The following is a 14,083-nucleotide window of genomic DNA, read 5'->3' as shown; positions in this document are numbered from 1 at the left end:
AGCGATCAGCGACGGTTCAGGTTCATCTTTGCCCGGCCTTCTGCGGGGCTCAGGACACGGGCACCCAGGCGCGAAATGATCTCTACCGCGCGCTCGACCAACTGGCCGTTGCTCGCCAGTACGCCACGGTCCAGGTACAGGTTGTCTTCCAGGCCGACTCGCACGTTACCGCCGAGCAACACGGCCTGCGCGGCCATGGGCATCTGCATGCGGCCGATGCCAAAGCCGGCCCAGGTGACATCGGCGGGCAGGTTATCGACCATAGCTTTCATGGTGGTGGTGTCAGCCGGTGCGCCCCACGGTATTCCCAGGCACAGCTGGAACAAGGGGTTGTCGAGCAGCCCTTCCTTCATCATTTGCTTGGCGAACCACAGGTGGCCGGTATCGAAAATTTCCAGCTCTGCCTTGACCCCCAGCTCCGTAATGCGCCGGGCACCGGCGCGTAGTTGCGCGGGCGTGGAAACGTAGATGGAATTGCCGTCACCGAAATTGAGGGTGCCGCAGTCCAGGGTGCAGATTTCCGGTAATAACGCCTCGACGTGGGCCAGGCGTTCGAGCGGGCCGATCAGGTCAGTGCCCTGCCCGAATGCCATGGGGTTTTCATCGGGCCCGATTTCCAGGTCGCCGCCCATGCCGGCAGTGAGGTTGACGATGATGTCCACGTCGGCTTCGCGAATGCGCTCCATGACTTCGCGATACAGGGCGACATCACGGCTGAAGCGCCCCGTCTGCGGGTCGCGTACGTGGCAGTGGACCACTGTGGCGCCGGCCTTGGCGGCTTCCACGGCCGCTGCAGCGATCTGCTTCGGCGTGACGGGGACCAGATGGCTTTTTGAGGCAGTGTCGCCGGCGCCGGTCAGGGCGCACGTAATGATGACGTCGTGGTTCATGGGGGATCCTGTGCGATCTGTTGTGGGCTTTTCGCCGGCAAGCCGACCCCTGCAAGGTTCTGGACGAACCTTGGTGTCCGTGGATCTGTAGGGGCTGGTTTGTCGGTGATGGGGCGGTTTCAGTTGGCGGTAAGCTTGAGATTGTCGGCGGCCGGTTTGCCATCGAAGGTGGTTACACCCTCAAGCCAGCGGGCCTTGTCCTCGGGGTGGTCCTTGAGCCATTGGCGCGCCGATTCCAGCGGGTCCTTGTGATCGAGCAATGGCTGCATCATGCGGCTCTCGTCTTCGGCGCTGAAACTCAGGTTGGCCAGCAGGCGGTTGGCATTGGGGCAGCGCGCTGCATAATCGGGTGCGGTGACGGTCCACACCGTCGCGCGGCCTTCGTCCGGGCCGAGCGCGTCCTGGCTGTCCCCGAGGTACACCATGTCGATGTTCACGTTCATGGGGTGTGGGGTCCAGCCGAAGAACACCACGGCTTCCTTGCGCCGTACTGCCCGGTCCACGGCGGCCAGCATGCCCGCTTCGCTGGACTCGACCAGCTGGAATTTGCCCAGGCCGAACTGGTTCTTGGCAATCATGGCCTTGATTTGGGTGTTGGCGCCCGAACCCGGCTCGATGCCATAGAGCTTGCCTCCAAGCTCCTTCTCGAATTTATGGATGTCGGCGAAGGTGCGCAGCCCCTTGTCGGCCAGGTATTTGGGCACTGCCAAGGTGGCCCGGGCATCTTCGAGGCTGGCCTTGTCCATGACTTTGACCTGCCCGGCATCGATGAAGGGGGTGATGGTCTGGGTCATGATCGGGTTCCAGTAGCCCAGGAACATGTCCAGGCGTTTGTCGCGAATGCCAGCGAAGATGATCTGCTGCGACGCGCTGGTTTGCTTGGTGGTGTAACCCAGGCCATCGAACAAAGCCTGGGCGATGGCGCTGGTCGCGATCACATCGGTCCAGTTGACCACGCCCAGACGGACATTCTTGCAAGCAGCGGCATCGGCGGCGTAAAGCGAGGGGGTAGCAAGGCTGGTCAGGGCCAAGGTCAACAGGCTGCGGCGGATCAAGCTGTGCATGGTGGCTCTCCATCGGCAGTGCATATTTTTATGGGGGCGGCCTCTGCGGACCGTGTGAACACGCTACGCTGGTGGCACTATTGAAAATCGCACGCCGGCGACCAACATTTGCACGCAGGCGACCTGTTCGCTGGAGCATGCCATGGCGCAGATCATCCACTTTCTGTTGTTGCCCGGTTTCTCCGCCATGGGGTTCATCAGTGCCCTGGAGCCCCTGCGCGTGGCCAACAGGTTCAAAGCCCAGGCATACCACTGGCAGGTATTGAGCCTGGATGGGAGCGCCGTGAACGCCAGCAACGGCATGTCAGTCAATGCCGATGCAGCGTTGGGCGCGCAAACGCCCTGCAGTACATTGCTGATCGTGGCAGGCTTCGAACCCCTGGGCTGCTACGCCCCAAAGCTTCAGCAAAGCCTGCGCCGCCTGGCTCACGAGGGCGTCATGCTAGGCGGTATCGATACCGGCGCTGTGGTGCTGGCCGAGGCAGGCTTGCTCGATGGTCATCGTGCGACCGTGCATTGGGAGGCGCTGGATGCGTTCAGGGAAAACTATCCCAGCCTGCATGCCACCCAGGAGCTGTTCGAAATTGACCGGCAACGCATCACCTGTGCGGGCGGGACCGCTTCGATCGACTTGATGCTCGATCTGATCGCCCAGGCCCATGGCGCCGAGCTCGCTGTGCAAGTTTCCGAGCAGTTCGTGTTGAGCCGTATTCGACCGCGCCAAGATCATCAGCGCATGCAGATTGCTGCACGCTATGGCATCAGCAACCGCAAGCTGGTGCAGGTGATCACAGAGATGGAAAAGCATACCGAACACCCGCTTGGTACAACAGAATTGGCCGCGCGCGTGATGATCACGCGTCGTCAGATGGAGCGCCTGTTCAGGTTGCATCTCAACGATACGCCCAGCGGTTTTTACCTTGGCCTGCGCCTGGACAAGGCTCGCCAGTTGCTGCGCCAGACCCAGATGACGATCACCCAGGTCAGCGTGGCATGCGGTTTTGAACTGCCGTCGTACTTTACCCGACGTTACAAGCGCCGCTTCGGGTGCTGCCCACGCGAAGAGCGCAAGTTCGTGAAGTCGTCTCCACCGAATTAGAGGTGATCGATGCTGCTATGCGCCTCGAGACGTCGTTCTACGCAGTCTCTGTACAGCGCTGCGTATTCATCGACAAGCCGGATACCCAAGTGATCCAGTTCAAGCAACGCCTTGGTTCGACTCGTATCTGGGTTGGTCGAGCAGGCCATGTGCAGAACGATGGCCACGGGCCGTGCCGCCTCGTCAGTGTCGAAGTCGATGAGCATGTGTGAGCTTGCCGATCGAATCTTCAACAAGGCCGGGTCTGGCTGCTTCAGTCCCTGCAGAATGTCGTTGCCCACACGTTGGAACTTGAGATTCTTGCCTTGGGGAGCGGGGATCCAACCTGAGAAGATGTCTTCGAAAACTGCCTCGGTGGGCACGTACGGTATTGTTCTGGTGGTCCGCTCGAATAACAAGGCGCCGTAGCGCTCCAGGTTGGTTAGAAAATGCTCGAACCAGCGTTGGCTGTCCAGGTGTTGATTGTGGACAAGGTTGGCTTCCAACTGCGCCACGCGCAGGCAGCCCTGCAGGTCCTCGTAAGGGTGGCTGACAACTTCCATGGGCATTAGATAGGCCTTCGGCAAACAGGGAAGCTTGGCGCCGCAGCGCGGCGCCAGGGCTTGTTCAGATGTCCAGGGCCAGAATATCGACGGCCTGGCTGGCCAGTTTCAGCCTGACCGCTTCGCGCATGGCATTGAAGTGGCGGATGCTGAAGGAACCCTGCTGCGAGGCGCGATACACACGGGTATTGGACTTGTCGAGGGTGCGGCCAGTGGCGCCGGCAGTCTTCTCGGCTTTGTCGTAGCTCAGTTGAACACTGGTCATGTGCATGATCGGCAACCCCTGTGGCGACATTTCGCAGGTCGAAATCTGCACGGTGCTGGATTTACCGGAAACGCTCGCGGCGCTTTCTTCCAGCAACTGCTGGGCCTTGGGTGTCTTGACGATCACTTCGAAAGAGCGTTTGACGCAGCGGTTCAGACGATGGTTGTGGCCAATCTGCACCGAGACGATTTCTGGCACCAGGGTTGCCAGGGTATGGGTGTCCTTGTCGACCGCCTCTTCCACATGGGCGGCGCCGGTCAGCGTCCAGCCGAACTTGCCGAGCCCATCATTGTAGAAGTTGTACCACTCGCGCTGCTGCGTTTCCTTGTCGAACTTCTTGTTCGCCGACAGGTTCATCAGACGCATGCCGTCCAGCACGTCTTCAGCGACGCTGGCCGGTACGTCTGGTGCGAAGATGCACACAGTGTTTGCCACCATGACGGCCCGCTCTTCGCCTTCTTTCTTCAAGGCAGCGATGGCACTGTCCATGTCGGTTTTCGTGAGGTTCACGGTCATATCTGCGACTCCTGTTAAGTGGGTGAAGCGCCTTGGATAAGGGCACTTGGCACTCACTTTGATACGAGCCAGCTTGATGAATAAGCCGCAAACTTTTCCTAACCAGGCAGTCCTACTCTACTGTTGCAGAATCGATTGCAGGTATTCGGACCGGTCATCAGTGCGCTGCGCGACGCAGGTGTCCCAGGCTGCCTGGTAAGCCTTGCCGTTGGTGGGCAGGGCGAAGGTTTCCGCCTTGCAATCGGCATCGCGAAGCTGCGTCCATAGCCCCTGAGCCTGTTTCAAGCGCTCGATCATCGTTGCTGCAATGCCGCCTTTGTCGTCAAACGCGTCGTGAACGCGCTGGAGAAGTTCGTCATAGGCCGATTTTAGCTCCCGTTCGGAAGCTTGCTTGTTGAACGCTGCGCAGGCATGGGCTTGCGCCTCTGTCTCGACGTTATCGCATGGGGTATTTTCCTCCTCACCGGCCTGGGCTGCCGCCACCACCGCCAGCAGTACCACTGCTGCCATCGCTTTCATTCGCTGTTTCCTCCATCGACTGACGAATGCCGACGATTCTCGCGCACTCTCGGCGCGTACGGTATCACCTGGGCAAATTGTTCATCAAAGGACCCTCCATGGTCGTTATCGAGACTGTGTCTCATCGCCACAGACCGCGCCAGAGCGCGCGTTGTCGCGCATTGACGCTTTCGGCAAACCCCCTGTCGTTTTTGCATCGGGGCGCCTCGGGGCACAGGCATATGCTGGCCCCAAAGCGCCGGCACAAGGTTTGGCGCCAGCCCATTCAATAAAAGGGGACGCCTGATGAGCCCAGCCGAATTACACGCCGACAGCATCGTCATCGATGGCCTGATCATCGCCAAGTGGAACCGCGAGCTGTTCGAGGATATGCGCAAAGGTGGCCTTACCGCCGCCAACTGCACCGTGTCGGTTTGGGAAGGTTTCAAGGCCACCGTCGACCAGATCGCCGCCAGCCAGAAGCTTATCCGCGAGAACAGCGACCTGGTGATGCCCGTGCGCACCACCGCCGATATTCGCAAGGCCAAGGAACTGGGCAAGACCGGTATCCTCTTCGGCTTCCAGAACGCCCATGCCTTCGAAGATCAGATCGGTTACGTGGAGGTGTTCAAGCAGCTGGGCGTGGGCATCGTGCAGATGTGCTACAACACCCAGAACCTGGTGGGCACCGGCTGCTACGAGCGCGACGGCGGCCTGTCAGGCTTCGGTCGCGAGATCGTTGCCGAAATGAACCGCGTCGGCATCATGTGCGACTTGTCCCACGTCGGGTCCAAAACCTCCGAGGAAGTCATCCTCGAATCGAAAAAGCCGGTGTGCTACTCCCACTGCTTGCCATCGGGCCTTAAGGAGCACCCTCGCAACAAGTCCGATGAGGAACTGAAGTTCATCGCCGACCACGGTGGTTTCGTTGGCGTGACCATGTTTGCACCGTTCCTGGCCAAGGGGATCGACTCGACCATCGACGATTATGCCGAGGCCATCGAGTACACCATGAACATCGTGGGTGAAGATGCCATCGGCATCGGTACCGACTTCACCCAAGGTCACGGCAAGGAATTCTTCGAATACCTCACCCACGACAAGGGCTACGCCCGTCGCCTGACCAACTTCGGCAAGATCATCAACCCACTGGGCATTCGTACCGTGGGCGAGTTCCCCAACCTCACCGAGACTTTGCTCAAACGTGGCCACTCCGAGCGCGTGGTTCGCAAGATCATGGGCGAGAACTGGGTCAACGTGTTGAAAGACGTCTGGGGCGAATAAGCCGCTCTCCAAGCTTCAAGCCCCTGCCAGCATCGCCGGGGCAACCCAATAAAAATTTTTTCTGGAGTTGAGTTTCCATGGCCAAGATCGCCCCGCAATTGCCAATCGAAGTCGACAGCGAGACCGGTGTCTGGACCAGCGACGCCTTGCCGATGCTGTACGTGCCACGCCATTTCTTCGTCAACAACCACATGGGCATCGAAGAGGTCCTGGGCGCCGACAAGTACGCCGAAATTCTCTACAAGGCCGGTTACAAGTCGGCGTGGCACTGGTGCGAGAAGGAAGCCGAGTGCCATGGCCTGGAAGGGGTCGCGGTCTTTGAGCACTACATGAAACGCCTGAGCCAGCGCGGCTGGGGGCTGTTCGAGATCCAGGACATCGACCTGGACAAGGGCACGTGCAGCGTCAAGCTCAAGCACTCTGCCTTCGTCTACGTCTATGGCAAGTGCGGCCGCAAGGTCGACTACATGTTCACTGGCTGGTTCGCCGGTGCCATGGACCAGATCCTCGCTGCCCGCGGCAGCTCGATCCGCACCGTTGCCGAGCAGGTATATGGCGGGTCGGAAGAAGGCCACGAAGATGGCCTGTTCGTCACGAAGCCGTTGTAAGCCGGAGATAGCGTCATGGCATTCGAAGCAATGTTCCAGCCGATCCAGATCGGCAAACTGACCGTCCGCAACCGCGTGCTCAGCACCGCGCACGCCGAGGTCTACGCCACTGACGGCGGCATGACGACCGACCGCTATGTGAAGTATTACGAAGAGAAGGCCAAGGGTGGCATCGGCTTGGCCATCTGCGGCGGCTCGTCCGTGGTGGCCATCGACAGTCCGCAGGAATGGTGGTCGTCGGTCAACCTGTCCACCGACCGTATCATTCCGCACTTCCAGAACCTGGCCGACGCCATGCACAAGCATGGCGCCAAGATCATGATCCAGATTACCCACATGGGTCGTCGTTCGCGCTGGGATGGCTTCAACTGGCCGACCCTGATGTCGCCCTCGGGCATCCGCGAACCGGTGCACCGCGCCACCTGCAAGACCATCGAGGTGGAAGAGATCTGGCGTGTGATCGGTAACTATGCGCAGGCGGCCCGCCGTGCCAAGGAAGGTGGCCTCGATGGCGTCGAGCTGTCGGCGGTGCACCAGCACATGATCGACCAGTTCTGGAGCCCGCGCGTCAACAAGCGTACCGACGAGTGGGGCGGCAGCTTCGAAGGCCGCATGAAGTTCGGCCTGGAAGTACTCAAGGCCGTGCGTGCCGAAGTGGGCGACGACTTCTGCGTGGGCATGCGTATCTGCGGCGACGAGTTCCACCCCGATGGCCTCAGCCACGAAGACATGAAGCAGATCGCTGCCTACTACGATGGCACCGGCATGCTCGACTTCATCGGTGTGGTGGGCTCGGGTTGCGATACCCACAACACCCTGGCCAACGTCATTCCGAACATGAGCTACCCGCCAGAGCCGTTCCTACATTTGGCAGCTGGCATCAAGGAAGTGGTCAAGGTCCCGGTCCTGCACGCGCAGAACATCAAGGACCCAAACCAGGCTACCCGGATTCTCGAAGGTGGTTATGTGGACATGGTCGGCATGACCCGTGCACACATGGCCGACCCGCACCTGATCGCCAAGATCAAGATGGGCCAGATCGACCAGATCAAGCAGTGCGTCGGCGCCAACTACTGCATCGACCGCCAGTACCAAGGCCTGGACGTGCTGTGCATCCAGAACGCCGCGACCTCCCGTGAGTACATGGGTGTGCCGCACATCATCGAGAAGACCACCGGCGCCAAGCGCAAGGTGGTCATCGTCGGTGCCGGCCCTGCCGGCATGGAGGCGGCGCGCGTGGCCGCCGAGCGTGGCCACGATGTGACCCTGTTCGAAAAACGCGACCAGATCGGTGGCCAGATCACCATCGCGGCCAAGGCGCCGCAACGTGACCAGATTGCTGGCATTACCCGCTGGTACCAATTGGAGCTGGCCCGCCTGAAGGTGGACCTGCGCCTGGGCACTGCGGCCGATGTGGACACCATCCAGGATCTGCGCCCGGACATCATCGTGCTGGCCGTGGGCGGGCATTCGTTCCTGGAGCAGAACGAACATTGGGGTGCAGCAGAAGGGCTGGTGGTCAGCAGCTGGGACGTGCTCGACGGCAAGGTCGCGCCGGGCAAGAACGTGCTGGTGTACGACACCATCTGCGAGTTCACCGGCATGTCGGTGGCCGACTTCATTGCTGACAAGGGCAGCCAGGTCGAGATCGTCACCGACGACATCAAGCCGGGTGTGGCCATGGGCGGTACGACCTTCCCGACCTACTACCGCAGCATGTACCCCAAGGAAGTGATCATGACCGGGGACATGATGCTGGAGAAAGTCTACCGCGAGGGCGACAAGCTGGTCGCTGTGCTGGAGAACGAGTACACCGGTGCCAAGGAAGAGCGGGTGGTCGATCAGGTGGTGGTGGAAAACGGCGTGCGTCCGGACGAGCAGCTGTACTACGCCCTCAAGGACGGCTCGCGCAACAAGGGCCAGATCGACGTGGAGGCGCTGTTCGCCATCAAGCCACAGCCGATCCTGAGCCAGCCAGGCGAAGGCTACCTGCTGTACCGCATCGGCGACTGTGTGGCCCAGCGTAACGTGCATGCGGCGATCTACGATGCCTTGCGGCTGTGCAAGGACTTCTGATCGCACCGCCTTTCTGAAAGCGGGACTGGCCCCCCTGTAGGAGCGGCCTTGCGCCGCGAAAGGGCTGCGAAGCGGCCCCAGCATTTGATCAGTACCACGGATGCTGGGGCCGCTTCGCAGCCCTTTCGCGGCAACAGGCCGCCCCTACAGGGGCCCGCGCTGGCCTTCGGGGTGGCGCAAGAATCTAGCTGTTGTGGGAGCTTCCCATGTTGAACACCCTTCTACCCATCCTGCTGTTCGCCGCGCTCGGGCTTGCCGTGCTCGGTGCGCTGCGCCGTGTGAACATGTGGCGCCGTGGCCGGCCCTCCAAGGTGGACCTGGTCGGCGGCCTGCTGGCCATGCCGCGCCGCTACCTGGTGGACCTGCACCATGTGGTCGAGCGCGACAAGTACATGTCCAACACCCACGTGGCCACCGCTGGTGGTTTCGTGCTCTCGGCGCTGCTGGCGATCCTGGTGCACGGTTTCGGCCTGCAGAGCAAGGTCCTGGGTTACGCCTTGCTGCTGGCCACGGTGGTCATGTTCACCGGCGCCATCTTCGTCTTCAAGCGCCGCCTGAACCCGCCTTCGCGCCTGTCCAAGGGCCCGTGGATGCGCCTGCCCAAGAGCCTGCTGGTATTTGCTGCCAGCTTCTTCATCGCCACCTTGCCGGTGGCCGGTATTCTGCCGGCCAACACGGGCGGCTGGGTGATGGTCGGCATTCTGGGCCTGGGCGTGCTGTGGGGCGTGTCGGAGCTCTTCTTCGGCATGACCTGGGGCGGGCCCATGAAGCACGCCTTCGCCGGTGCCCTGCACCTGGCCTGGCACCGGCGCGCCGAGCGTTTCGGTGGCGGCCGCTCGACCGGCCTCAAGCCGTTGGACCTGGAAGACCCACGTGCGCCGCTTGGCGTGGAAAAGCCGGTGGACTTCACCTGGAACCAGCTGCTGGGCTTTGATGCCTGCGTGCAATGCGGCAAGTGCGAGGCCATGTGCCCGGCCTTCGCCGCTGGGCAGCCGTTGAACCCGAAAAAACTCATTCAGGACATGGTCATCGGCCTGGCCGGTGGCACTGACGCCAAGTTCGCCGGCAGCCCTTACCCCGGCAAGCCGATTGGCGAGCATGGTGGCCATCCGCACCAGCCGATCGTCAACGGCCTGGTGGATGCCGAGACACTTTGGTCGTGCACCACTTGCCGCGCCTGCGTTGAAGAGTGCCCGATGATGATCGAGCACGTCGATGCCATCGTCGATATGCGCCGCCACCTCACCCTGGAAAAGGGCGCCACCCCGAACAAGGGTGCCGAAGTGCTCGACAACCTGATTGCCACTGACAACCCCGGTGGTTTCGCACCGGGTGGCCGCATGAACTGGGCTGCCGACCTGAACCTCAAGCTGCTGTCGGAGGTGAAGAGCACCGAGGTGCTGTTCTGGGTGGGCGACGGCGCGTTCGACATGCGCAACCAGCGCACGCTGCGTTCGTTCGTCAAGGTACTCAAGGCTTCGGGTGTGGACTTCGCCGTGCTGGGCCTGGAGGAGCGCGACAGCGGCGACGTGGCGCGCCGCCTGGGTGACGAAGCGACGTTCCAGCAACTGGCCAAACGCAATATCCAGACCCTGGCCAAGTACAAGTTCCAGCGCATCGTCACCTGCGACCCGCACAGCTTCCATGTGCTCAAGAATGAATACGGCGCACTGGGCGGCAACTACCAGGTGCAGCACCACAGCACCTACATTGCCGAGCTGATTGGCGCCAACAAACTCAACCTGGGGCAGCACAAGGGCGGCAGCGTCACCTACCACGATCCGTGCTACCTGGGCCGCTACAACGGCGAGTACGAGGCGCCTCGCGAGGTGCTCCGCGCGCTGGGAATCGAAGTTCGCGAAATGGAGCGCTCGGGCTTTCGCTCACGCTGCTGTGGCGGGGGAGGCGGTGCGCCGATCACTGACATCCCTGGCAAACAGCGTATTCCCGACATGCGCATGGACGACATCCGCACCACCGAAGCCGAAGTGGTTGCCGTGGGCTGCCCGCAGTGCACGGCCATGCTTGAAGGGGTAGTAGAGCCACGGCCGCTGATCAAGGACCTGGCCGAACTGGTGGCCGATGTACTGATCGAGGAAGAGGCCCAGCCAGCGGCTGCCAAGCCTGCGAAATCCAAACGTGAACCTGCGGAGGTGCATTGATGAGCGACATCATCCGCCGCGACCCTCGCGCCGAGTGGATCGCCCGTAACCGCCTGCATCCGCTGCATGCAGCCATGCAGACGCAACAGACCAGCTGGATGGGGCCCAACGGCCTCGTGCGCAAGAACCCTCACGCCAGTGCAGCGGGCTTCATCGGCCCCAATGGGCTCAAGCGCATCGACCGCTCGGGGGCCCAGCAGGGCACCAGTGGTGGCGCACGCCGTAGCGCTGCGGTCGAAGTGCAGTTGCCGCTGCACCAGGTGCCAGAGCCTGCGTTCTACATTGCCGTAGTACCGGACATGATCGGCGGGCGCCTGGGTAGCCATGACCGCGACCTGCTGGGCCTAGCCCATGGGCTGGCGGGCAGTGACGGTGCGGTACTGGCAATCGTGTTCGGCGAGCACAAGGAAACCAACTTTGCCGGCGCAGGTGTGGACCGCTTGCTGGTCATCGAAGGCGAGGCGTATCAAGGGTATGCACCGGAGCAGTTGGTGCAGGGCCTGCGCGCTGTCGACAACCAGTTCGCTCCGCGCCACTGGCTGCTGCCAGACAGCCGCACCGGCGGTGGCGAGCTCGGCCGACGCCTGGGTGCTGCGCTGGGCGAGCGCCCGGCAACACGCGTCTGGCAGGTCAAGGATGGGCAGTGCATCGGCCGCGCCGGTGCGGGCCAGCAAGACATGCAACGCGCGCTGCCACGCCTGATCCTGGCTGCGGCCGAATGTGCAGAGCCTGTCAGCGAAACCCGTCACGAGGCTTTACCGGTCGAGTTGTCCGGCAGTGTGGCGCGCAGTATCTCGCGCATCGAGGACCTGGGCTCGGTGGCCGTCGACCCGGCCAAGATCGCCATGGCCGAAGCCGAGTTCATCGTATCCGGCGGTAACGGGGTCAAGGACTGGGCCTTGTTCCACAAGGCGACCACGGCACTGGGCGCGACCCAAGGTGCATCGCGGGTGGCGGTGGATGATGGCCACATGCCGCGTGATCGCCAGGTCGGCGCCACGGGTACGTGGGTAACGGCTCGGGTGTACATGGCGGTGGGTATCTCTGGCGCGATCCAGCACCTGCAGGGCATCGGTGCGTGCGACAAAGTGGTGGCGATCAACATGGATCCGGGTTGCGACATGATCAAACGGGCCGACCTGTCGGTGATTGGCGACAGCGCGGCGATTCTTCAGGCACTGATCGACGCTGTGGAGCAGTTCCGCAACGGCGCCCAGCGTGACGCGGCATAAGGGCACGAGCATGAGTACGAAAGTCATCAGCCTGGTTTCGATCGGTGCGCATCCAAGCTCCGGTCGCACGCGGCGCGCCGAGCAGGACTCGCGGGCAGTCGAGTTGGGCCTGCAACTGGCCGGCGAAGACCTGCAAGTCGTGCACGCAGGGGATTCCCGTGAGGAAGCGTTGCGCGGTTACCTGGGGATGGGCCTGGAACATTTGGATGTGCTTGAGCAACCCGCAGGCGCCGATGTGCTGGGAGTACTAGGCGATTACCTGCGCGGTGCCGGTGCGCAACTGGTACTTACCGGCAGCCAGGCCGAGACGGGGGAGGGGTCGGGCATGCTGCCGTTCCTGCTCGCCGAAAAACTTGGCTGGCCGTTGGTGGTGGGGCTGGCCGAGGTGGAATCCATCGAGAACGGTACTGCCCAGGTGTTGCAGGCGCTACCGCGCGGTCAGCGCCGGCGTTTGAAAGTACGCCTACCCATGGTGGCGACAGTGGATAACGCCGCGCCAAAGCCGCGTCAAAGCGCCTTCGGGCCAGCGCGCCGTGGTGTGCTGGCGGCGCAGGACGTACAGGTGGTGGAGGATGAGCTGTTGGGCGAAGAGGCCCTTCAGCCGGCGCGTCCACGACCCAAGCGCTTGAAGGTTATCAAGGCCAAGAGCGGCGCTGACCGGATGAAGGCCGCAACGGCCAAGGCCAGTGGGGGCGGGGGCAAGGTGCTGAAGGACGTCACGCCGCAGGAAGGCGCCGAAGCCATCATGAAACTATTGGTGGAGGAAGGCGTGCTGCGCTGATGGGCATGCCACATGACTGAACCTGCGAGGTATCCAGCGCAGTAGCTGGCAGTGATCGCGGGTTCGTCCGCTCTCACAATGAACGATACGCGCCGTTCACTACCTGTCATTTCTGCCAGTTCGCAAGCACCGCATCCTCACTTACTCTACGCGTATGCCAAGCGAGTCAGAGTGATCATGGCGACCCTTCTTGATAGCACCGACCGACTCTATTCTGTATCGGGAAAAAGTCATCGCAAGCTACTTGCCTATACACCTTACGGTGCCCAGTGTCTGTCCCAGGCCACCTGCATAGGGTTCTGTGGTGAGTTCAGGGATGCGCTGACGGCTAAGTATCCGCTAGGAAACGGTCGTCGTTTCTACAGTCCCAGGCTGGGGCGCTTCACCAGCCCGGACTCGCTGAGCCCATTTGGCAAGGGGGGTATCAATGTATACGGGTACTGCGGTGGTGATCCCGTCAATCGCCACGATCCGGATGGCGCTTTCTGGAGCGCTCTGCTCAGAACCATTGGTGTTGCATCCAGCGGCGCAACGCTCTTCGGTTCATTGATGCGAACCGCCAGGAACGTTGTTGGGCGTAGAAGCGCATTCAAGGCTGCAAGCACCAATGCAAGCAGAGAAAGTCCGCTCAATCATACGGAGTTGACGCAGGCTTCCAGGGTTGCAAACCAGCAATTCTTCATCACTGGAAGCGCAGGGGTGGCGGGTCAGCTCACTGCCGCGTTCACAGGTGCAACTGCCACTTTTCAATCGGCCACGGATGTACTGGGCGTCGTGAACGCAGTCACGAATCTGAGCGGCGGCTCGATCGGTAACTTTGCGGCTGCTCGCGAGGTAGTCGGTTATTTGCGGGCTAACCCGCGAGAAATTCCCACAGTAGCCTTCGAGACGCTGATGGATGTCACGATGGTGGACGAGATGCTATCCACTGTTGGCCGTGGGTTCATATCAGCTGCGGCCAAGATAAGGTCCTGGGGTACTCGCCCCTATGACGTGCAGAGCTAGCGTTAAGAATGCCACGAGGCTAAGCACGCTCTGCCGGTGAAAGGCAGAGCGCGCTACTGCT

Annotated in this window: 13 protein-coding genes; 8 read left to right on the top strand and 5 right to left on the bottom strand. The window is 61.7% G+C overall.

Features of this window, described 5'->3' with window-relative positions; all coding sequences use genetic code 11:
- Positions 1–5: 5 nt before the first annotated feature.
- On the bottom strand, positions 6–890 hold the full coding sequence (locus tag ACF8R3_RS08070) for a 3-keto-5-aminohexanoate cleavage protein (protein WP_058638099.1): 885 nt from the start codon (positions 888–890) through the stop codon (positions 6–8).
- Positions 891–1,009: 119 nt separating this feature from the next.
- On the bottom strand, positions 1,010–1,954 hold the full coding sequence (choX, locus tag ACF8R3_RS08065) for a choline ABC transporter substrate-binding protein (RefSeq protein ID WP_058638098.1): 945 nt from the start codon (positions 1,952–1,954) through the stop codon (positions 1,010–1,012).
- A gap of 142 nt (positions 1,955–2,096) precedes the next feature.
- Here choX and ACF8R3_RS08060 point away from each other — a divergent pair, with 142 nt between their 5' ends.
- Positions 2,097–3,053: a GlxA family transcriptional regulator gene (locus ACF8R3_RS08060; RefSeq protein ID WP_058638097.1), complete on the top strand. Its 957-nt coding sequence runs from the start codon at positions 2,097–2,099 to the stop codon at positions 3,051–3,053.
- Here the strand turns inward: ACF8R3_RS08060 and ACF8R3_RS08055 are convergent.
- The 3 genes from ACF8R3_RS08055 to ACF8R3_RS08045 form a co-directional block, all read right to left on the bottom strand.
- Positions 3,050–3,601, bottom strand: coding sequence for a hypothetical protein (locus ACF8R3_RS08055; RefSeq protein WP_058638096.1), 552 nt, complete (start codon positions 3,599–3,601; stop codon positions 3,050–3,052). The genes ACF8R3_RS08060 and ACF8R3_RS08055 overlap by 4 nt on opposite strands.
- A 58-nt stretch (positions 3,602–3,659) precedes the next feature.
- On the bottom strand, positions 3,660–4,376 hold the full coding sequence (locus ACF8R3_RS08050; protein WP_078479264.1) for a hypothetical protein: 717 nt from the start codon (positions 4,374–4,376) through the stop codon (positions 3,660–3,662).
- 117 nt (positions 4,377–4,493) lie between these two features.
- The gene (locus ACF8R3_RS08045; protein WP_196185547.1) at positions 4,494–4,895 is read right to left on the bottom strand and encodes a lysozyme inhibitor LprI family protein; all 402 of its coding nucleotides are present in this window, start codon (positions 4,893–4,895) and stop codon (positions 4,494–4,496) included.
- 285 nt (positions 4,896–5,180) lie between these two features.
- Here ACF8R3_RS08045 and ACF8R3_RS08040 point away from each other — a divergent pair, with 285 nt between their 5' ends.
- The 7 genes from ACF8R3_RS08040 (at position 5,181) to ACF8R3_RS08010 (ending at position 14,022) form a co-directional block, all read left to right on the top strand.
- A complete protein-coding gene (locus tag ACF8R3_RS08040; protein WP_023532386.1) occupies positions 5,181–6,158 on the top strand; it encodes a dipeptidase in 978 nt (325 codons plus the stop codon).
- A gap of 77 nt (positions 6,159–6,235) precedes the next feature.
- Entirely contained in the window at positions 6,236–6,766 is a 531-nt protein-coding gene (locus ACF8R3_RS08035) for a DUF5943 domain-containing protein (RefSeq protein ID WP_013970507.1), read from the top strand.
- 15 nt (positions 6,767–6,781) lie between these two features.
- Positions 6,782–8,842 carry a dimethylglycine demethylation protein DgcA gene (dgcA, locus tag ACF8R3_RS08030; RefSeq protein WP_027913555.1) on the top strand — a complete coding sequence of 687 codons (2,061 nt, stop codon included), beginning with the start codon at positions 6,782–6,784 and terminating at the stop codon, positions 8,840–8,842.
- Between the two features lie 206 nt (positions 8,843–9,048).
- Positions 9,049–11,004, top strand: a complete 1,956-nt coding sequence (gene dgcB, locus ACF8R3_RS08025; protein WP_058638092.1) for a dimethylglycine demethylation protein DgcB — start codon at positions 9,049–9,051, stop codon at positions 11,002–11,004.
- Entirely contained in the window at positions 11,004–12,236 is a 1,233-nt protein-coding gene (locus ACF8R3_RS08020; RefSeq protein WP_058602964.1) for an electron transfer flavoprotein subunit alpha/FixB family protein, read from the top strand. Before dgcB ends, ACF8R3_RS08020 begins: the two co-directional genes overlap by 1 nt.
- Before the next feature lie 10 nt (positions 12,237–12,246).
- Positions 12,247–13,017 carry an electron transfer flavoprotein subunit beta gene (locus ACF8R3_RS08015; RefSeq protein ID WP_197844113.1) on the top strand — a complete coding sequence of 257 codons (771 nt, stop codon included), beginning with the start codon at positions 12,247–12,249 and terminating at the stop codon, positions 13,015–13,017.
- 78 nt (positions 13,018–13,095) lie between these two features.
- The gene (locus tag ACF8R3_RS08010) at positions 13,096–14,022 is read left to right on the top strand and encodes an RHS repeat-associated core domain-containing protein (protein WP_232105842.1); all 927 of its coding nucleotides are present in this window, start codon (positions 13,096–13,098) and stop codon (positions 14,020–14,022) included.
- Positions 14,023–14,083: the final 61 nt, after the last annotated feature.

It is taken from the genome of Pseudomonas sp. FYR_7 (genome assembly GCF_043106155.1).
Lineage (GTDB): Bacteria > Pseudomonadota > Gammaproteobacteria > Pseudomonadales > Pseudomonadaceae > Aquipseudomonas > Aquipseudomonas parafulva_B.
The sequence above is the reverse complement of the archived record's forward strand: the minus strand, read 5'-3'. Positions and strand labels throughout refer to the sequence as shown.